Annotated in this window: 20 protein-coding genes and 1 other RNA gene; 13 read left to right on the forward strand and 8 right to left on the reverse strand. The window is 61.0% G+C overall.

Annotation, left to right across the window (positions count from 1 at the left end; all coding sequences use genetic code 11):
• Nucleotides 1–22: 22 nt before the first annotated feature.
• Nucleotides 23–2,734 carry an alpha-ketoglutarate dehydrogenase gene (mdeB, locus tag NPS58_RS08495; RefSeq protein WP_274115382.1) on the forward strand — a complete coding sequence of 904 codons (2,712 nt, stop codon included), beginning with the start codon at nucleotides 23–25 and terminating at the stop codon, nucleotides 2,732–2,734.
• Between the two features lie 97 nt (nucleotides 2,735–2,831).
• Here the strand turns inward: mdeB and NPS58_RS08500 are convergent, their stop codons facing one another.
• On the reverse strand, nucleotides 2,832–3,269 hold the full coding sequence (locus NPS58_RS08500) for a YhcB family protein (RefSeq protein WP_274115030.1): 438 nt from the start codon (nucleotides 3,267–3,269) through the stop codon (nucleotides 2,832–2,834).
• A gap of 137 nt (nucleotides 3,270–3,406) precedes the next feature.
• Between NPS58_RS08500 and NPS58_RS08505 the strand changes: the two genes are divergently transcribed.
• From NPS58_RS08505 to zapE, 3 genes are all read left to right on the forward strand, one after another.
• Nucleotides 3,407–4,042, forward strand: a complete 636-nt coding sequence (locus NPS58_RS08505; protein ID WP_274115031.1) for an alpha/beta hydrolase — start codon at nucleotides 3,407–3,409, stop codon at nucleotides 4,040–4,042.
• A gap of 24 nt (nucleotides 4,043–4,066) precedes the next feature.
• Nucleotides 4,067–5,416 carry a tryptophan--tRNA ligase gene (locus NPS58_RS08510; RefSeq protein ID WP_274115032.1) on the forward strand — a complete coding sequence of 450 codons (1,350 nt, stop codon included), beginning with the start codon at nucleotides 4,067–4,069 and terminating at the stop codon, nucleotides 5,414–5,416.
• Nucleotides 5,417–5,498: 82 nt separating this feature from the next.
• Nucleotides 5,499–6,593, forward strand: a complete 1,095-nt coding sequence (gene zapE, locus NPS58_RS08515) for a cell division protein ZapE (protein WP_274115033.1) — start codon at nucleotides 5,499–5,501, stop codon at nucleotides 6,591–6,593.
• A 104-nt stretch (nucleotides 6,594–6,697) separates the two neighbouring features.
• Here the strand turns inward: zapE and NPS58_RS08520 are convergent, their stop codons facing one another.
• A complete protein-coding gene (locus tag NPS58_RS08520; protein WP_274115383.1) occupies nucleotides 6,698–7,618 on the reverse strand; it encodes a GlxA family transcriptional regulator in 921 nt (306 codons plus the stop codon).
• Between the two features lie 190 nt (nucleotides 7,619–7,808).
• Nucleotides 7,809–8,849 (reverse strand): NADP(H)-dependent aldo-keto reductase, encoded by a 1,041-nt coding sequence (locus NPS58_RS08525; protein WP_274115034.1) that lies wholly within the window; start codon nucleotides 8,847–8,849, stop codon nucleotides 7,809–7,811.
• A 251-nt stretch (nucleotides 8,850–9,100) separates the two neighbouring features.
• Here NPS58_RS08525 and rplM point away from each other — a divergent pair, with 251 nt between their 5' ends.
• From rplM to NPS58_RS08560, 7 genes are all read left to right on the forward strand, one after another.
• Nucleotides 9,101–9,529 carry a 50S ribosomal protein L13 gene (gene rplM, locus NPS58_RS08530; protein WP_028943270.1) on the forward strand — a complete coding sequence of 143 codons (429 nt, stop codon included), beginning with the start codon at nucleotides 9,101–9,103 and terminating at the stop codon, nucleotides 9,527–9,529.
• A 14-nt stretch (nucleotides 9,530–9,543) separates the two neighbouring features.
• Nucleotides 9,544–9,936: a 30S ribosomal protein S9 gene (gene rpsI / locus NPS58_RS08535; RefSeq protein ID WP_274115035.1), complete on the forward strand. Its 393-nt coding sequence runs from the start codon at nucleotides 9,544–9,546 to the stop codon at nucleotides 9,934–9,936.
• A gap of 261 nt (nucleotides 9,937–10,197) precedes the next feature.
• A complete protein-coding gene (petA, locus tag NPS58_RS08540; RefSeq protein ID WP_028943272.1) occupies nucleotides 10,198–10,791 on the forward strand; it encodes a ubiquinol-cytochrome c reductase iron-sulfur subunit in 594 nt (197 codons plus the stop codon).
• Nucleotides 10,791–12,002, forward strand: coding sequence for a cytochrome b (locus NPS58_RS08545; protein WP_274115036.1), 1,212 nt, complete (start codon nucleotides 10,791–10,793; stop codon nucleotides 12,000–12,002). Before petA ends, NPS58_RS08545 begins: the two co-directional genes overlap by 1 nt.
• Nucleotides 12,002–12,781, forward strand: a complete 780-nt coding sequence (locus NPS58_RS08550) for a cytochrome c1 (RefSeq protein WP_274115037.1) — start codon at nucleotides 12,002–12,004, stop codon at nucleotides 12,779–12,781. Before NPS58_RS08545 ends, NPS58_RS08550 begins: the two co-directional genes overlap by 1 nt.
• Before the next feature lie 117 nt (nucleotides 12,782–12,898).
• Nucleotides 12,899–13,516 (forward strand): glutathione S-transferase N-terminal domain-containing protein, encoded by a 618-nt coding sequence (locus NPS58_RS08555; protein ID WP_274115038.1) that lies wholly within the window; start codon nucleotides 12,899–12,901, stop codon nucleotides 13,514–13,516.
• 17 nt (nucleotides 13,517–13,533) lie between these two features.
• Nucleotides 13,534–13,962, forward strand: a complete 429-nt coding sequence (locus NPS58_RS08560; RefSeq protein WP_274115039.1) for a ClpXP protease specificity-enhancing factor — start codon at nucleotides 13,534–13,536, stop codon at nucleotides 13,960–13,962.
• A 49-nt stretch (nucleotides 13,963–14,011) separates the two neighbouring features.
• Here NPS58_RS08560 and NPS58_RS08565 read toward each other — a convergent pair whose 3' ends face one another.
• From NPS58_RS08565 to NPS58_RS08585, 5 genes are all read right to left on the reverse strand, one after another.
• On the reverse strand, nucleotides 14,012–14,230 hold the full coding sequence (locus tag NPS58_RS08565; RefSeq protein WP_274115040.1) for a YgdI/YgdR family lipoprotein: 219 nt from the start codon (nucleotides 14,228–14,230) through the stop codon (nucleotides 14,012–14,014).
• A 45-nt stretch (nucleotides 14,231–14,275) separates the two neighbouring features.
• Nucleotides 14,276–14,854: a BON domain-containing protein gene (locus tag NPS58_RS08570; protein WP_028943278.1), complete on the reverse strand. Its 579-nt coding sequence runs from the start codon at nucleotides 14,852–14,854 to the stop codon at nucleotides 14,276–14,278.
• The gene (locus tag NPS58_RS08575; protein WP_026001179.1) at nucleotides 14,851–15,444 is read right to left on the reverse strand and encodes a phosphoheptose isomerase; all 594 of its coding nucleotides are present in this window, start codon (nucleotides 15,442–15,444) and stop codon (nucleotides 14,851–14,853) included. The genes NPS58_RS08570 and NPS58_RS08575 overlap by 4 nt, the downstream gene beginning before the upstream one ends.
• 129 nt (nucleotides 15,445–15,573) lie before the next feature.
• Nucleotides 15,574–15,945: a YraN family protein gene (locus NPS58_RS08580; RefSeq protein WP_274115041.1), complete on the reverse strand. Its 372-nt coding sequence runs from the start codon at nucleotides 15,943–15,945 to the stop codon at nucleotides 15,574–15,576.
• Complete coding sequence (locus NPS58_RS08585; RefSeq protein ID WP_274115042.1) at nucleotides 15,945–17,765, reverse strand: penicillin-binding protein activator; 1,821 nt, start codon at nucleotides 17,763–17,765, stop codon at nucleotides 15,945–15,947. Before NPS58_RS08585 ends, NPS58_RS08580 begins: the two co-directional genes overlap by 1 nt.
• A gap of 186 nt (nucleotides 17,766–17,951) precedes the next feature.
• Here NPS58_RS08585 and rsmI point away from each other — a divergent pair, with 186 nt between their 5' ends.
• Both rsmI and rnpB read left to right on the forward strand, forming a co-directional pair.
• Nucleotides 17,952–18,827, forward strand: coding sequence for a 16S rRNA (cytidine(1402)-2'-O)-methyltransferase (gene rsmI, locus NPS58_RS08590; RefSeq protein ID WP_274115043.1), 876 nt, complete (start codon nucleotides 17,952–17,954; stop codon nucleotides 18,825–18,827).
• 67 nt (nucleotides 18,828–18,894) lie between these two features.
• Nucleotides 18,895–19,254: RNase P RNA component class A (gene rnpB, locus NPS58_RS08595), an RNA gene on the forward strand.
• Nucleotides 19,255–19,287: the final 33 nt, after the last annotated feature.

Below are 19,287 nucleotides of genomic sequence, written 5' to 3' on the forward strand. Positions count from 1 at the left end.
CACCCAGGAAGGGGTCAATGCAATGGTGGCAATGATGAACCTGGTGCCGGGTGAAGGTGTACCGCGTCGGCCTGGCGATGAGGCCGAGGTCGACAGCGATCCGGGCGAGACCGCCGAGTGGCTGGAGGCGCTGGAGTCGACCCTGCATCACTGCGGCCCACAGCGGGCCCGATTCTTGTTGGAGCAGCTTGAGGCGCATGCGCTGGAGCTGGGCGTGGCCCGTGGCGTGCAGGCATTCTCGGCCTACCGCAACAGTGTCCCGGTCGAACAGCAAGGCGCCTACCCCGGTGACCTGGAGCTCGAAGAGCGGATCACCAGCCTGCTGCGCTGGAATGCGCTGGCAATGGTGATGCGGGCCAATCACGCCTACGGCGATCTGGGCGGGCACATCGCCAGTTATGCCTCGGCGGCGGAGATTTTCGAGGTTGGCTTCCAGCATTTTTTCCGGGGTGACGATGGCGGCGAGCAACGCAGCGCCGACCTGGTGTTCTTCCAACCTCATTCGGCGCCAGGTATCTACGCCCGGGCGTTCCTTGAAGGGCGCCTGAGCGAGGAGCAACTTGCCAGCTATCGCCAGGAAGTTGCGGGCAATGGATTGTGTTCATATCCGCACCCCTGGCTGATGCCGGACTTCTGGCAGTTCCCTACCGGTTCGATGGGTATCGGTCCGATCAACGCGATCTACCAGGCGCGTTTCATGCGTTACCTGCAGCATCGCAACCTGGCCGACACCTCGCAGCGGCATGTGTGGGGCGTGTTCGGCGATGGTGAAATGGACGAGCCCGAGTCGATCGCTGGCCTGACCCTGGCGGCGCGCGAGCAACTGGATAACCTGACTTTCGTGGTCAACTGCAACCTGCAGCGCCTCGACGGACCGGTGCGTGGCAATGGCCAGATTATCCAGGAGCTTGAGTCCCTGTTCAGCGGTGCCGGCTGGAATGTGATCAAGGTGCTGTGGGGTTCGGAATGGGATGCTTTGTTTGCCCGCGACACCGAGCATGTGTTGCTGCGTCAGTTGGCGGCAACGCCCGATGGCCAGTTCCAGAACCTGGGGGCCAAGGACGGTGCCTATAACCTCGAGCATTTTTTCAACCAGCACCCGGCCCTGCAAAAGCTGGTGGAGCACATGAGTTCGGCCGAGATCAACGGGCTCAAGCGCGGTGGCCACGATCTGCGCAAACTGTACGTTGCCTTTGCTGCCGCCAAGGCGTGCAAGGGGCGGCCGACGGCGATCCTGGCCAAGACCAAGAAAGGCTACGGCATGAGTGCGGCCGGTGAGTCGAAGATGACCGCACACCAGGCCAAGAAGCTCGATGTCCAGGCGTTGCTGGCCTTTCGCGACCGCTTCCACTTGCCGCTGAGCGACAGCCAGGTCGAGCAGTTGCAGTTCTATCGTCCGGCCGACGACAGCCCGGAGCTGCGTTATCTGCGCGAGCGCCGCGCGGCCCTTGGCGGCCCGTTGCCAAGGCGTCGCAGCGATGTGCCGCCGGTACCGGTCCCCAGCCTCGAAACCATGGGCGCCTTCGCACTGCAGGCTGATGGCAAGGAGATGTCCACCACCATGGCGGCGGTACGCATGCTGGGCGCCTGGCTCAAGGCACCGGCACTGGGGCCACGGGTGGTGCCGATTGTTGCCGACGAGGCACGCACCTTTGGCATGGCCAGCCTGTTCCGGCAGATCGGTATCTACTCTCCCCTGGGGCAGTGCTATGAGCCCGAGGATGCCGGTTCGCTGTTGTCGTACAAGGAAGCACGCGATGGCCAGCTGCTGGAGGAGGGCATTACCGAGGCGGGAGCGATGTCGTCCTGGGTGGCAGCGGCCACCGCCTACGCAGTACATGGTGAGCCGATGCTGCCGGTGTACATCTATTACTCGATGTTTGGCTTCCAGCGGGTCGGTGACCTGATCTGGGCCGCGGCCGACCAGCGTGCCCGCGGCCTGTTGCTCGGTGCCACCGCCGGGCGCACCACCCTTGGTGGCGAGGGGCTCCAGCACCAGGACGGCTCTAGCCTGGTCATGGCGTCGATGGTGCCCAACTGCCGTGCCTGGGAGCCGTGTTTTGCCGGCGAGTTGGCGGTGATCCTCGAATATGCCGCCAGGCGCATGCTCACCGAGCAGCGCGACGAGTTTCACTACGTGGCGGTCATGAACGAGAACTATCCACAGCCATCCCTGCCCGAGCAGGTGCATGAAGAGGTGTTGCGCGGCATGTACCGTTATGTCGAACAGCGGGTAGTCGATGCGCGGGGGCGGGTACGCCTGTTGGGCTCCGGGGCGATCTTGCGCGAAGTCATTGCTGCCAGTGAATTGCTGGCCAGCGACTGGCAGATTGAGAGCGACGTGTTCAGTGTCACCAGCTTCAGCGAACTGGCCCGCGAAGCGCGGGAGGTGGATCGCTCCAGCCGCCTGGGGCAGGGGACGGGATTAGTCAGCCATGTGCACCGCTGCCTGGACGGGAGCGCGCCGGTGATTGCCGCCACCGACTACGTGCGCGCCTGGCCACAATTGATCGCCGAATACGTGCAGGCACCTTACGTGACCCTGGGCACCGATGGCTTTGGTCGCAGCGATACCCGCCTACAGCTGCGACGGTTCTTCGAGGTCGATCGCTTCAGTGTCGTGCTGGCCAGCCTGCACAGCCTGGTGCGCCAGGGTGGGATCGACCAGCACGTGCTGGACCAGGCGTTGGAGCGCTACGGGTATCGGGAGGGTGGGGCGCCCTGGTGTTGTTGAGGCGTACGCCCGCCGACGCTCGAATGAAAATGCCCCGCCTCTTTCGAGGCGGGGCATTTTTTGTACTTGCATGGCTGGCGCAAATCGCCAGCCCCACTCAATTGCGCTTGAGCCCGTACTGCTCATCCAGCATGCCTGGGGCGTTCGGCGCCTTCGGTGCGTAGTCGCGGGGTACTTCGGTGTCCTTTGGCGGTGTCAGGCGATCACGCGGAGCCTGGGTGGCTTCCGAGTGCAGGGCGGCCAGCAGGCGCTGGCGGGTCAGTTCGTCCAGGGCCAGGCGGTTGGCGCCATCGGCCAGGTGATCCTGGACTTCCTGGTAACTCTGGGTCAGTTTTTTGACCAGTGCAGCCGTACTGTTGAAGTGGGTAACCACCTCATTCTGGTAGCTGTCGAAACGTTCCTGGATATCATCCAGCTGACGCTGGGTGCTGCTCGGCGCCGCATTGGGCAACAGGCGGGCGACCAGGAAACCAACGACGACGCCCACGACGAGGGCCAGGGTCGGCAACAACCAAACTAAGAGCGAGAGTTCCACGAGTCCTTCCTCTATAAACGGCTTTGCTTTACGTTAACGGCTCGGACCTGCGCTGTATACCGCGAACGCTCGCAATATCTCAGACAGAATCTTTCAGCTAGACGAGTCGACCCTTTCCGAGGTCACGGAGTTTATCCTTGCTTATCCGCGAAACCCCCGTATTCATCGATGGCCCGGTCGGCCAATTGGAAGCCTTGTACCTGGATGTCGCCGATGCACGCGGCATCGTGCTGTTGTGCCACCCCAACCCGGTGCAGGGAGGGACCATGACCAACAAGGTGGTATCGATGCTCCAGCGCACCGCTCGCGATGCCGGCTATATCACCTTGCGTTTCAACTACCGTGGCGTGGGCGCCAGCGCCGGCAGCCATGACATGGGCAGCGGTGAGGTGGACGATGCCCAGGCGGCAGCGGCCTGGTTGCTCGAAAAGCACCCGCAACTGCCATTGACCTTGATGGGGTTCTCCTTCGGCGGCTTCGTTGCAGCAAGCCTTGGCGGACGCCTGGAAGCCGATGGTGTCGCACTCAAGCAACTGTTCATGGTCGCCCCGGCGGTGATGCGCTTGAAGGATCACGACGCCGTGCCGCAAGCCTGTGCCCTTAGCGTGATCCAGCCCGATACCGACGAGGTCATCGATCCGCAGGTCGTCTACGACTGGTCGGACGCACTCCCACGCCCCCATGAGCTGCTGAAAGTGGCAGAATGCGGACACTTTTTCCACGGCAAGCTCACCGACCTCAAGGATCTGGTGCTGCCGCGCCTTTCGAACTGATACAAGCCTGATAAGCGATTACCCATGACTACGCGCATCCTTACCGGTATCACCACCACGGGCACGCCTCACCTGGGCAACTACGCCGGTGCCATCCGCCCGGCGATCCTCGCCAGCCGTGAGCCAGGTGTCGACTCGTTCTACTTTCTGGCCGACTACCACGCCCTGATCAAGTGCGATGACCCGCAACGCATCCAGCGTTCGCGTCTGGAAATCGCCGCGACCTGGCTGGCCGGTGGCCTGGACCCTGAGCGCGTGACCTTTTATCGCCAGTCCGACATTCCTGAAATCCCCGAGCTGACCTGGCTGCTGACCTGCGTGGCGGCCAAGGGCCTGCTCAACCGTGCCCATGCCTACAAGGCCTCGGTGGACAAGAACCTGGAGAACGGTGAAGACCCGGATGCCGGTATCAGCATGGGCCTGTACAGCTACCCGGTACTGATGGCTGCCGACATCCTGATGTTCAACGCCAACAAGGTGCCGGTCGGCCGCGACCAGATCCAGCATGTGGAAATGGCCCGTGATATCGGCCAGCGCTTCAACCACCTGTTTGGCCAGGGCAAGGAATTCTTCGCCATGCCTGAAGCGCTGATCGAGGAAAGCGTCGCCACGCTGCCGGGCCTGGACGGTCGCAAGATGTCCAAGAGCTACGACAACACCATTCCGTTGTTCACCAGCGCCAAGGACATGAAAGACGCCATTTCGCGCATCGTCACTGACTCGCGTGCCCCAGGCGAAGCCAAGGACCCGGACAACTCGCATCTGTTCACGCTGTTCCAGGCCTTCGCCACCCCCGCCCAAGCCGACGAGTTCCGCAGCGAATTGCTGCAGGGCCTGGGTTGGGGCGAGGCCAAGCAGCGTCTGTTCCAACTGCTCGACGGTCAGCTGAGCGAGCCGCGCGAGCGCTATCACCAGTTGATCAGTCGTCCGGGCGACCTCGAAGACATCCTGCTGGCTGGTGCGCAAAAAGCCCGCAAGGTCGCCACCCCGTTCCTGGCTGAACTGCGCGAAGCGGTGGGCCTGCGCTCGTTCCGCAACATCGAGCAGGGTACCGCCCAGATCAAGAAGAAGGCAGCCAAGGCAGCGCGCTTCGTCAGCTTCCGCGAAGACGATGGCAGCTTCCGGTTCCGCCTGCTGGCCGCTGACGGCGAGCAGTTGCTGCTGTCGCGCAACTTCGCCGATGGCAAGACCGCCGGTGCCGTGAGCAAGCAACTGCAACAGGGCGCGGAGCTGGATGTGCGCACTGAAGGCCTGGGCTTCAGCCTGTGGCTGGAAGGCCGGTGCGTTGCCGACGGCCCGCAGCTGGCCGACGATGCGGCGCGCGATGCCGCGATCGAGAGCTTGCGTGCTGCCCTGCAGCCGCAGCAGGACTGAACAGGCAGACGCAAGTCTGATTGCCATTATCCGGGGCCGTCGCTACAGTGACGGCCCGCTTTTGTTACCTTGCTAACGAATTATGACGCCCCTAGAACGATATCAAGCAGATCTGAAACGTCCCGAATTCTTCCATGACGCGGCGCAGGAAACAGCGGTGCGTCATCTGCAGCGCCTCTACGACGATCTGATCGCGGCGCAGAACAACAAGCCGGGCGTGTTCGGCAAGTTGTTTGGCAAGAAGGAGCAGGCGCCGGTCAAGGGCTTGTATTTCTGGGGTGGGGTAGGGCGCGGTAAAACCTACCTGGTGGATACCTTCTTCGAAGCGCTGCCGTTCAAGCAGAAGGTGCGTACGCACTTCCACCGCTTCATGAAGCGCGTGCACGAGGAAATGAAAACCCTCAAGGGCGAGAAGAACCCGCTGACCATCATCGCCAAGCGTTTCTCCGAAGAGGCGCGGGTGATCTGCTTCGATGAATTCTTCGTTTCCGACATCACCGACGCCATGATCCTCGGCACCTTGATGGAGGAGCTGTTCAAAAACGGCGTCACCCTGGTGGCTACCTCCAACATCGTGCCGGACGGCCTGTACAAGGACGGCCTGCAGCGTGCGCGCTTTCTGCCGGCTATCGCCCTGATCAAGCAGAACACCGATATCGTCAACGTCGACAGCGGCGTCGATTATCGCCTGCGTCACCTGGAGCAGGCCGAGCTGTTCCACTTCCCGCTGGACGAAGCGGCCCACGAAAGCCTGCGCAAGAGCTTCAAGGCGCTGACGCCGGAGTGTACCCAGGCGGTCGAGAACGACGTGCTGGTGATCGAGAACCGTGAAATTCGTGCCCTGCGTACCTGTGACGACGTGGCCTGGTTCGAATTCCGCGAACTGTGCGACGGCCCGCGCAGCCAGAACGACTACATCGAGCTGGGCAAGATCTTCCATGCCGTGCTGCTCAGCGACGTCGAGCAGATGAGCGTTGCCACTGATGACATCGCCCGGCGGTTCATCAACATGGTCGACGAGTTCTATGACCGCAACGTCAAGCTGATCATCTCGGCTGAAGTTGAGCTCAAGGACCTGTACACCGGCGGTCGCCTGACCTTCGAGTTCCAGCGTACCCTCAGCCGGTTGCTGGAAATGCAGTCCCACGAATTCCTTTCGCGGGCGCATAAGCCTTAAAAGGCAGCGGCAAGCCAAACGCTATAAGCGGCAAGAAGGGGCAAGGGAGGTGTGATCCGCCCTTGCCCCTTCTTGCCGCTTATTATTTGGAGCCGGGGAGGCCTTCAGGCCTCCTGCATGAACTGTTGTCGGTACTGGTTCGGCGACAGTTCGGTGTGTTGCCTGAACAGGCGCGCAAAGAAGCTCGCATCGTCATAGCCCACCTCGTAGCTGATGGTCTTGATGCTCTTGCGGGTACCCGACAGCAAGCCCTTGGCCGTTTCGATCCGCAACCGCTGCAGGTAATGCAGGGGCTTGTCGCCCGTGGCGCTCTGGAAGCGGCGCATGAAGTTGCGGATGCTCATGCCGTGGTTGCGAGCCACATCCTCGAAGCGGAACTTGTCGGCAAAGTGTTCCTCAAGCCACTGCTGGATTTGCAGGATGACCAGGTCCTGGTGCAGTTTCTGCCCGCCAAAGCCCATGCGCCCCGGGGTGTAGTTGCGTTGCACTTCATAGAGGGTGTCGCGGGCCACGGCCTGGGCCACATTGGCTCCACAGAAACGCTCGATCAGGTAGATATACAGGTCGCACGCCGAGGTGGTGCCGCCGGCGCAGTAGAGGTTGTCGGCGTCGGTGAGGTGCTTGTCCTGGTTCAGGCTGACCTTGGGGAAGCGTTCGGCGAACTGGTTGAAGAAGCGCCAGTAGGTGGTGGCCTCCTTGCCATCGAGCAGGCCGGCTTCGGCCAGCCAGAACACGCCGCTGGCTTCGCCGCACAGTACCGCGCCACGGGCATGCTGTTGCTGCAGCCAGGGCAATACCTGGGGGTAACGCTGGCACAGGGCATCAAAGTCGTCCCAGAAGGCCGGCAGGATGATCACGTCGGCTTCTTCAAGGCCACCGTCCACCGGTAGCAGGACTTCGCTGAAGCTGCGCACTGGCTCGCCGTCGGGGCTCACCAGGCGGGTCTCGAATATCGGCCGCAGCCCCAGGCCCAGTTGCTTGCTGTAGCGCAGGCTGGCGAGGTGGAAAAAGTCCTTGGCCTGCATCAGGGTAGACGCGAAGACGTTGTCGATGGCCAGGATACTGACGCGCCGCAAGGACGCGGAGGGTTGGGTAAACATCATTTTCTTTATTCTTATAGGGTAGAGTGGTCAATCACCGGCTGGATCGTCTTATTTTTTGGCCGTTGTGTCTACCCTCGGTTCCCGCGGATTGCACGGGAACCGGTAATGCGCTTCAGGGGGCGGGGTTGGGCTGGTCCTGGTGGATAGCTTCGATCCCTGCCAGCAACTCGTCGGAGAGCTTCAAGTCGAGGCTCGCCAGGTTGCTGTCGAGTTGCTCGAGACTGGTGGCGCCGATGATGTTGCTGGTGACGAATGGCTGGCGGGTGACGAAGGCCAGGGCCATCTGCGCCGGGTCCAGGCCGTGATCGCGGGCCAGCTTCACGTAACGGCTGCAGGCCGCCACTGTCTGTGGGTTGGAGTAGCGTGAAAAGCGGCTGAACAGCGTCAGGCGGCCCTTCGCGGGGCGTGCGCCGTTTTCGTACTTGCCCGAGAGCATGCCGAAGGCCAGGGGCGAGTAGGCCAGCAAGCCGCACTGCTCGCGAATGGCGATTTCTGCCAGGCCGACTTCGAAGCTGCGATTGAGCAGGTTGTAGGGGTTCTGGATCGACACCGCGCGGCTCCAGCCACGGCTCTCGGCCAGTTGCAGAAACTTCATGGTGCCCCACGGGGTTTCATTGGACAGTCCGATATGGCGGATCTTGCCGGCCTTGACCTGTTCGTCGAGCACTTCCAGGGTTTCTTCCAGCGGAGTGAAGTGATCCTGGGGAAGGTGCTGGTAGCCCAGCTTGCCGAAGAAGTTGGTGCTGCGCTCGGGCCAGTGCAGTTGGTAGAGGTCGATCCAGTCGGTCTGCAGGCGCTTGAGGCTGTCGTCCAGGGCCGCGACGATGTGCTGGCGGTTGTGCTTGAGCTGGCCGTCGCGGATATGGCTGATGCCGTTGCCGGGGCCGGCCACCTTGCTGGCCAGGATCCAGTCGGCACGGTCGCCGCGAGCCTTGAACCAGTTGCCGATGATCCGCTCGGTGGCCGCGTAGGTTTCGGGGCGGGGTGGAACCGGGTACATCTCCGCGGTATCGATGAAATTGATTCCAGCGGCCTTGGCGCATTCGATCTGGGCGAACGCCTCGGCCTGCTCGTTCTGTTCTCCCCAGGTCATGGTGCCCAGGCACAGGGCGCTGACCTTGAGGTCGGTACGGCCCAGTTGGCGGTAGTCCATCGGCGTCTCCCTGGCAAAAGAAGCATAAAAGCAGGTTGAATTTTTTTTCGCAATCTGGATAATTCAGCCCCTCTCCGTGCTGTGGGAGTGATGCCCCGCTTCATAGAAGAACCCTGCCGAATATTGGACGCGCTGACCCGAGCCCCCGATAGCGTCCGTGTGCGGCTGTGTCCTTGACTTGTCAAGGTGCGCACTATCCAGTAAGATCCGCCGTCTTAATTTTCGCTGGGCGGCCCCTGAGGCTATAAAGAATGAAAACTTTTACTGCTAAACCGGAAACAGTAAAGCGCGACTGGTTCGTAGTTGATGCCGCTGGTCAGACCCTGGGTCGTCTGGCTACCGAAATCGCTAGCCGTCTGCGTGGCAAGCACAAACCAGAATACACTCCTCACGTTGACACCGGCGACTACATCGTCGTCATCAACGCCGAGCAGATCCGTGTTACTGGCGCCAAAACTACGGACAAAATGTACTACTCCCACTCCGGCTTCCCGGGCGGTATCAAGGAAATCAACTTCGAGAAGTTGATCGCCAAGGCCCCAGAGCGCGTGATCGAGACCGCGGTTAAAGGCATGCTGCCTAAAAACCCACTGGGTCGCGACATGTACCGTAAGCTGAAAGTTTATGCGGGCGCTACTCACCCTCATACTGCTCAGCAGCCCCAAGAACTGAAGATTTAACGGAATAGTTCATTATGTCGGCGACTCAAAATTACGGCACTGGCCGTCGCAAGACCGCAACCGCTCGCGTTTTCCTGCGTCCAGGTACCGGTAACATCTCCATCAACAACCGTCCTCTGGACACCTTCTTCGGTCGTGAAACCGCGCGCATGGTAGTTCGCCAGCCGCTGGAACTCACTGAAACCACCGAGAAGTTTGACATCTACGTCACCGTTATCGGTGGTGGTGTCAGCGGCCAGGCTGGTGCGATCCGTCACGGTATCACCCGTGCGCTGATGGACTACGACGAAACTCTGCGTAGCGCCCTGCGCCGCGCTGGCTTCGTTACCCGCGACGCTCGTGAAGTTGAGCGTAAGAAAGTGGGTCTGCGTAAAGCACGTAAGCGTCCTCAGTACTCCAAGCGTTAATTTCGCTTCGGTGTCAAAAAAAGCCCGGTTCCAGTGGAACCGGGCTTTTTTTATGTCTTGAATGATCATGTTGACCTTTAGTGTGACAACTTGCCGCATAGACGCAAGTCAAGTGCTATAAGGGATGCAGCCCTTTGCCATGGCTAATCACCTTGTCAGAGAAGGGTCTTTTCATTACCATGCGGCAAATTTTTAGCAGTTCAGAAATTACTTAGTAGATGCCTGTTGTAACAGGCCATAAAGCTGATGGGAGAGGACTGAATGAGCAATGACGGCGTCAATGCAGGCCGGCGTCGCTTCCTTGTAGCAGCCACATCCGTGGTGGGTGCTGCAGGAGCGGTGGGGGCTGCGGTCCCGTTCGTGGGGTCATGGTTCCCCAGTGCCAAGGCGAAAGCCGCAGGTGCACCGGTGAAGGTCAATATCGCCAAGGTGGAGCCAGGCCAGCAGATGATTGCTGAATGGCGTGGCCAGCCGGTCTTCATCGTCCGTCGCACCGAAGAGATCCTTGGCAACCTCAAGAAGATCACCGGTGACCTCTCCGATCCCGAGTCCAAGGCTTCGGTTCAGCCCACCTACGTCAACCCGGAAAACCGCGCGATCAAGCCGGAGATCCTGGTACTGGTCGGTTTGTGCACCCACCTGGGCTGCTCGCCAACCTTCCGTCCCGAAGTTGCTCCTGTGGACCTGGGCCCCAAGTGGGTCGGCGGCTATTTCTGTCCGTGCCACGGTTCCCACTACGACCTGGCCGGCCGCGTCTACAAGTCCCAGCCGGCGCCGCTCAATCTGCCAGTGCCGCCGCACTCTTATGAGTCGGACGACATCATTGTCGTCGGCGTCGATCAGGAGAACGCGTGATGAGTAAGTTCATGGATTGGGTTGACGCCCGCTTCCCCGCGACCAAGATGTGGGAAGACCACCTCAGCAAGTATTACGCACCGAAGAACTTCAACTTCTTCTACTTTTTCGGCTCCCTGGCACTCTTGGTGCTGGTCAACCAGATCGTTACCGGTGTCTGGCTGACCATGAGCTTCACCCCGTCGGCCGAAGAGGCATTCGCCTCGGTCGAATACATCATGCGTGACGTCGAGTACGGCTGGATCCTACGCTACCTGCACTCCACCGGCGCTTCGGCGTTCTTCATCGTCGTCTACCTGCACATGTTCCGTGGCCTGCTGTACGGCTCGTACCAGAAGCCACGCGAACTGGTCTGGGTATTCGGCATGCTGATCTACCTGGCGCTGATGGCCGAAGCGTTCATGGGCTACCTGCTGCCGTGGGGCCAGATGTCGTACTGGGGTGCCCAGGTGATCATCTCGCTGTTCGGTGCCATCCCGGTGATCGGCGATGACCTGACCCAGTGGATCCGCGGTGACTACCTGATCTCGGGTATTACCCTGAACCGCTTCTTCGCCCTGCACGTGGTGGCCCTGCCGATCGTGATTCTCGGCCTGGTGGTGCTGCACATCCTGGCGCTGCACGAAGTGGGTTCGAACAACCCGGATGGCGTTGACATCAAGAAGCTCAAGGATGAGAACGGTGTGCCGCTCGATGGCATCGCCTTCCACCCTTACTACACCGTGAAGGATATCGTCGGCGTCGTCGTGTTCCTCTTCGTGTTCTGTGCCGTGGTGTTCTTCTTCCCGGAAATGGGCGGTTACTTCCTGGAGAAGCCGAACTTCGAACAGGCCAACGCCTTCAAGACCCCTGAGCACATTGCCCCGGTCTGGTACTTCACCCCGTTCTACGCGATTCTGCGGGCGGTTCCAGACAAGCTCCTGGGCGTTATCGCCATGGGTGCTGCGATTGCCGTGCTGTTCGTGCTGCCTTGGCTCGACCGTAGTCCGGTCAAGTCCATGCGCTACAAGGGCTGGATGAGCAAGGTCTGGCTGCTGGTGTTCTGCATTTCGTTCGTGATCCTCGGCGTGCTGGGTGTACTGGCACCGACCCCGGGCCGTACGTTGCTGTCGCAGGTTTGCACCTTCCTGTATTTCGCCTACTTCATTCTGATGCCGTTCTACACCAGGCTTGAGAAGACCAAACCGGTTCCGGAAAGGGTGACTGGCTGATGAAAAAGCTATTTGCAGTATTGATCCTGGCAGTGATGCCCTCGTTGACCTTCGCGGCCGAACACGGCCTGGTACTGGACAAGGTTGATATCGATCTGACCGACAAGGCCGCCATGCAGGACGGCGCGCGAACCTTCGCAAACTATTGCATGGGTTGCCACAGCGCCAAGTTCCAGCGTTACGAGCGTGTTGCAGACGACCTGGGCATTCCCCACGAGCTGATGCTCGAGAAGCTGGTGTTCACTGGTGCCAAGATCGGCGACCACATGAAGATCGGCATGCAGCCTGACGATGCCAAGACCTGGTTCGGCGCTGCGCCACCGGACCTGACCCTGGTCGCTCGGGTTCGTGGCACCGACTGGCTGTACACCTACCTGCGCAGCTTCTATGAAGACAAATCGCGTCCGTACGGCGTGAACAACAAGGTCTTCCCGAACGTGGGCATGCCGAACGTGCTGGTTGGCCTGCAGGGCAACCAGGTGATTGGCTGCAAACAGGTGCAGACCGTGGTCGACGGCAAGAAGCAATACGACCCGCTGACCGGCACGCCTTTGACACATGAAGCGTGCGACCAGCTGACCGTGGAGCCGAAATCCGGTACCCTGACCGAAGAGCAGTTCGACGAGAAGGTCAAGAACCTGGTGACCTTCCTGGCCTACTCGGCCAACCCGGTCAAACTGGAAAGCCAGCGCATCGGTACCTACGTGCTGTTGTACCTGGCCTTCTTCTTCGTGTTCGCGTATCTGCTCAAGCGTGAATACTGGAAGGACGTGCACTGATCACGCAGTAGTTTCTGGTAGTTGAACGCGCCCTGGGGCGCCTCTGGACAACAGAGGTGCCTGCAGGGCGCGTTTGCATTTGTAGCTTCTATAATTTCATCTGCGAGGAGGACCACTATGGGCGTGACCAACCGGTTAGCCTGCTACTCCGACCCCGCTGACCACTATTCTCATCGGGTGCGCATCGTTCTCGCCGAGAAGGGTGTCAGCGTCGAGATCATCAACGTTGATCCCGGTCGACTGCCGCCCAAGCTGGTCGAAGTGAACCCCTATGGCGGCGTACCGACCCTGGTCGATCGCGACCTGGCGCTTTACGAGTCGACGGTGGTGATGGAATACCTCGACGAGCGTTACCCGCATCCGCCGTTGCTGCCGGTCTATCCGGTGGCGCGCGCCAACAGCCGGCTGTTGATCCACCGCATCCAGCGCGACTGGTGCGCACTGGTCGACCTGATTCTCGATCCGCGCAGCAAGGAAGCCGCCCGCGTGCAGGCCCGCAAGGAGCTGCGCGAGAGCCTGACCGGAGTGTCTGCGTTGTTTGCCGACAAGCCTTGTTTCCTCAGTGAGGAGCAAAGTCTGGTCGATTGTTGTCTACTGCCCATACTCTGGCGCCTGCCGGTGTTGGGTATTGAACTGCCGCGGCCGGCCAAGCCGTTGCTCGATTACATGGAGCGACAGTTTGCCCGCGAGGCCTTCCAGGCGAGCCTGTCCGCTGCTGAACGTGAAATGCGCTAGGTTTTAAGGAGCTGTCGATGAACTCCAGTCGCCCCTATTTGGTACGTGCACTCTATGAGTGGATCGTGGACAACGACTGCACCCCGCATATGCTGGTCAATGCCGAGTACCCGGCGGTACAGGTACCCCAGAACTTCGCCAGCGACGGTCAGATCGTCCTGAACATCTCACCCAATGCCGTACGTCACCTGCACATGGATAACGACGCTGTGAGCTTCGAGGGGCGCTTTGGCGGGGTTGCCCACACCCTGTTCGTGCCTGCCGGGGCAATTCTCGGCATATACGCCCGGGAAAACGGCCAGGGCATGGTCTTCGAGCTCGAGCCGCCGGTGCTCGAAGACGACGAGTATGAAGACGACGACAGCGTCGAGCCCGATGACGATGGCCCACCGGGTGGGCAACCACCGCGGCCTAGCGGGCGTCCGAGCCTGAAGGTTGTGAAGTAACAAAAAAGGCGATCCACAAGGATCGCCTTTTTTGTGTTCGCCGTTCGGGTTACAGGTCGCTGATGGTGCGCACCTGGTCCTTGTTGACGCGGGTGACTTTGCCGTCCAGTTGCTCGAACTCATAGAAGCCGGAGCTGCGCTCGAAGCGAGGGGCATCCACTGCCTGGAACTCGCGGCCGTCATTGAGGGTGATCAGGCTGGGGGTGGAGCAGCCGGCCAGGGAGGCGAGGGCGCCGATCAAGAGGGTCGACAGCAGGCCGTTTTTCATGGGTATTTCCTGTAGGGGCGGGCTTGCCCCGCGATAATTAACAAATCAGTCGATGTATTCGAACAGCTTGACGATCTTTTGCACGCCCGACACGCCCTGCACCAGGTTGGTGGCGCGGGTGGCTTCTTGTTGGGTCAGCAGGCCGAGCATATAGACGATCCCGTTCTCGGTGATCACCTTGATGCGCGAGCCGGGAATGCTGTTGTCGGTCAGCATCTGGGTCTTGATCTTGGTGGTCAGCCAGGCGTCGTTGTTGCGCGCCAGGATCGAGGAGGGTGGCAGCACCTGCAGTTCGTTGTGCACTTTCTTCACTCGCTGGACCTGGCCTGCAGCCTGTTCGGCCAGGCTCTTGAGGTCGGCGCGAGGGGTCTGGCCGGCGAGCAGGACAATACCGTTGTAGCTGCTGACGACGATATGCGAATTCTTGTCCAGGTCAGGGCTGGCCTTGGCGACGTTGACGGCAACCTTGGTTTCGATAAGCGAGTCATCGATCTTGCTGCCGAAGGTGCGCGTGCCGCGATCGTCTTCGATCGGGGTGTCGCGGGTGGCGGTGAGGACCGAGCTGCAGCCGGTCAGGCTCAGGCACAGGGTCAGGGCCATCAGGCCGAGGCGGTTAGGGGTCATTCTTCACTCCCGAACAATTGGCTGTCGATCAGGTCGCAGAGGCAGTGGATCGCCAGCAGGTGGACTTCCTGGATACGTGCGGTGACATTGGCCGGTACGCGGATCTCGACGTCTTCGGGCAGCAGCAGGGAGGCCATGCCGCCACCGTCGCGTCCGGTCAGAGCTACGACAATCATTTCGCGATCATGTGCCGCCTGGATCGCCTGAATTATGTTTGCCGAGTTGCCGCTGGTCGAAATCGCCAGCAACACATCGCCCGGTTGGCCCAGGGCACGGATCTGCTTGGAGAAGATCTCGTTGTAGCTGTAGTCGTTGGCGATCGAGGTGATGGTCGAGCTGTCGGTGGTCAGGGCGATGGCTGGCAGGCTTGGGCGCTCGCGTTCGAAGCGGTTGAGCAGTTCGGACGAGAAGTGCTGGGCGTCGCCGGCCGAGCCGCCATTGCCGCAGGCGAGCATCTTGCCTTCGTTGAGCAGTGCATTGACCATGACCTGACTGGCCTGCTCGATGTGCGGTGCAAGGACTTCCATCGCCTGTTGCTTGGTGTTGATGCTGGCCTGGAAAAGCTGGCGAATTCGGGATTGCATGTCCATCAGTGAGACCTTAAGTAGGGCGGCTGGTCGGGCGTGTCGGGAGTGTACAGAAAGGGTCCCGGCACATGACTGTGCAGCCCGCGAAGCAAAGAGCAAAAAAGTTAGTGGGGTAAAGGTGCAGGGGCGGGCTCAGCGTTCGATGGCATTTTTCAGCCATTGAAGTGACTGGCCCGAGTGGCCTCTGCCTTGCACGGCGACTACATCGAAACGGCAGGGATGGTTGGCCCAGCGTGTTTCCGTTTGCAGAAAAGTCTCGGCGGCTAGCACCAGCTTGTCCTGCTTGCGCCCGTCGATACTGCCGAGCGCTCCGCCAAAGTCCGCATGCAATCGATAGCGGACTTCGACGAATACTACTGTATCGCTGTCGAGCATGACCAGATCAAGCTCGCCGCGTTTGCATCGCCAGTTTTGCGCCAGCAGGCGCAGGCCTTGCCCTTGAAGGTATTCAAGGGCGTGCCGTTCGGCGGCCTGGCCTGCGTGCTGGGGCGAACTGCCGGGCATCAGCGAGGGGTATCTGGCAGGCGCTTGATCTGGCCGCCGGAAAATTCGGCCCACGGCAACTGGCGTTCGATACGCTGGCTCGGGTTCATGCTGAGGCTGCCGGAAAAACCTTCGATGCGGTTGTCTGGCAATGCCTTGAGCTGGCCCAGGCGTGGGGCCAGGCTGTAGGCGTCGATACCCATGGCGTACAGGCGACCGAGGCTGCCGGCCGCTTGTGGCCACTGGCTGACGACTTGCTGGCGCAGGCTGTTGCCGGTGTCGAGCAGCCATGGGGTTTCGCAGAAGCGAATGCCGTTCATGTCGTTGTACTGGTTGACGTCGCCACTGGCGCTGTACAGGTGCGAGGTGGCGTAGACCGGAACGTCGCCTGCGTACTGGAAGTTCAGGGTAGGTTTGATCTGCTGGCCTTGCTGTGGAGTGGCGGCCAGGAAGATGAAGTCGATGTCCTGGCGACGCGACGGCTGGGCCGATACGGCGCCGCCGACGGTGTTTTGCAGGCTCTTGGCGCGGCCTTCGCTCTGGCGCAGCTGGAACAGGTCGGCGATTTGCTGGGCCAGGGCGACAGGCTGGTCGATGTGCTCGGCGGCGAGCAGGGTGCCGCCCTTGGCTTCCCAGTCCTGGCGGAAGGCTTTGAGAACGCGGTCGCCCCATTCGCCACGCGGTACCAGTGCTACGGCGCGAACCATGCCGTCGGCGTGCGCGCGACGCGAAACTTCACGGGCTTCGTCTTCGGCGGCCAGGCCGAACTGGAACAGCTGGGGCGGGCCGTTCTGGCCGGCATCGCTGTAGTTCAGGGCCAGGGTGGTGATAGGCAGCTGCGGGTAGGCAGCGAGCTTTTTCACCAGTGGCTTTTCCAGAGGACCGACCACCAGTTGCACGCCAGAGGCCTGGGCCTGGCGGTAGAAGTCATCCAGGGAGGTCAGGCGGGAGCTGTCGAACACTTCGATGGTTGGCGGCTTCTGGCCGGCTTGCTGGGCCTGGAAGTGTGCTGCCATGAAGCCGTCACGCAGGGCGCGGGCGACGCCGGCCAGTTGACCTTCCTGGGGCAGCAGCAGGGCAATCTTGTTCAGTGGCTGGCTGGCCAGCTCCTTGAGTTTGACCAGCGGCAGGGGCAGTTGCAGCGCTGCGGGATGATCGGGGTGCTGGCCGCGCCAGGTATCGATGGCAGCCTGCTGTTGTTCCAGGGTGCCGGCGCTCTTCACTGCCAGGGCAAGGCTGGCCCAGCCGGCCAGGGTGTCGGTGCCGGTGCTGACGCTTTGCAGTTGTTCGCTGGGCAGCGCGGCGACCAGGTTCCAGATGGCATCCTGGTTGCTGCTGGCAGCGTTGCCACTGAGCAGGGGGGCGAGCTCCACCCGGACCTTGGCGGCTTCCAGGGGCTGGCCGTTGGCCTCCAGTACACTGGCCTGCACGCTGCGGGTGCGCACTTGCTGGTCGTCTGGCAGCTCACCCAGGCGGGACATGCTTGGATGGCTCAGGGCGGTCAGTGCTGCCTTGGGCTGGTTGCGACCCATGGCCAGTTCAGCGCTCAGGGTGCTGGCGAAAATTTGCTGGGCCGGCTTGAGTTGATCCACCGGAACCTGCTCAAGAATACGTGCGGCTTGAGCGTTGTCCTTTTGTCGGTAAGCCAGGTCGGCTGCGCTCAGGCGCAGCAGGGCGGCTTGCTCCGGTGTCTTGCTGGTGGCGGCCTGTTCAAGCAGTTGCTCGATGCTGGCGTCCGGGGTGCGTGGCAGTTCGCCAAGGCTCGACGAGGGCGAACTGGCGCAGGCTGCCAGCAGGGCGGCGAGGCAAAGGGCTGTGAACAGCCGCAGGCAAGCGATCATGTAAGGGTCCTGTTACTCGATCAAATTAACTGGCAATTGTACCCAAGCGCTGGCCGGGGCGCGATCTTGCTGGCGTGAATCCTTCAATATAGGTCGTGCAGCGCACCGCAGCGACATTGTGGGTGACGCATTGTTACCGGCAGTCGGGCTACAATGGCGGTTTGATCAAAACGACAGGTGTGTGTTGTGACTGAAGTTCCAGGGGCTACCCATTCCACTGCTGGCACGCTCTACGTGGTGGCCACGCCCATTGGCAACCTGGATGACATGAGTGCGCGCGCGCTGAAGATACTTGCCGATGTCGCGCTTATTGCCGCCGAGGACACGCGTCACTCCATCCGCCTGTTGCAGCATTTTGGAATCAACACCCCGCTGGCAGCCTGCCATGAGCACAACGAGCGCGATGAAGGCAGCCGTTTTCTGACTCGCTTGTTGGCGGGTGACAGCGTTGCGCTGATCTCGGATGCGGGTACGCCGCTGATTTCTGACCCGGGTTACCACCTGGTGCGCCAGGCGCGGGCGGCGGGAGTCCAGGTCGTACCGGTGCCTGGGGCGTGTGCCTTGATTGCAGCGTTATCGGCCGCGGGCCTGCCGTCGGATCGTTTCATTTTCGAAGGTTTCTTGCCGGCCAAGGCGGTAGGGCGCAAGGCCCGCTTGAGCCTGGTCAAGGAAGAGCCGCGCACCCTGATCTTCTATGAAGCGCCGCACCGGATCCTGGAGTGCTTGCAAGACATGGAAGAGATCTTTGGCGCCGACCGCCCGGCATTGCTGGCGCGCGAGTTGACCAAGACCTTCGAAACCCTCAAGGGATTACCGCTGGGTGAGTTGCGCGCCTTCGTCGAGGCCGACAGTAATCAGCAACGTGGCGAGTGCGTGGTGTTGGTATCTGGCTGGAGTGCGCCGGAAGATGAGCAGGCGGTCAGCGGCGAAGTGATGCGCGTGCTCGATTTGCTGCTGGCAGAGATGCCGCTCAAGCGCGCTGCGGCACTGGCTGCGGAAATTACCGGCGTGCGCAAGAATGTTTTGTATCAGATTGCGTTGGAAAAACAGAAAGGCCATTAGTGGCACTGTGATATTGATTGTTTTATCGCTTGTTCTTGGCGGCCTCTACCGTTAACCTTTGCGGCGGAGAGTCGATTGGACAGTCGCTGCCTTCTTTTGTTTCGCAAAAGAGGGGGGAGGAAAGTCCGGGCTCCATAGGGCAGAGTGCCAGGTAATGCCTGGGGGGCGTGAGCCTACGGAAAGTGCCACAGAAAACAACCGCCTAAGCACTTCGGTGCCGGTAAGGGTGAAAAGGTGCGGTAAGAGCGCACCGCACGACTGGTAACAGTTCGTGGCTAGGTAAACCCCACTCGGAGCAAGACCAAATAGGGTTCCATATGGCGCGGCCCGCGTTGGAACCGGGTAGGTTGCTAAAGGCGTCCAGTGATGGCCGTCGTAGAGGAATGACTGTCCTCGACAGAACCCGGCTTACAGATCGACTCTCCACCTATTCCCCTCCTGCTTGAATCGATAGCAGATG

The organism is Pseudomonas putida, assembly GCF_028682455.1.
Classification (GTDB): Bacteria; Pseudomonadota; Gammaproteobacteria; order Pseudomonadales; family Pseudomonadaceae; genus Aquipseudomonas; species Aquipseudomonas putida_AA.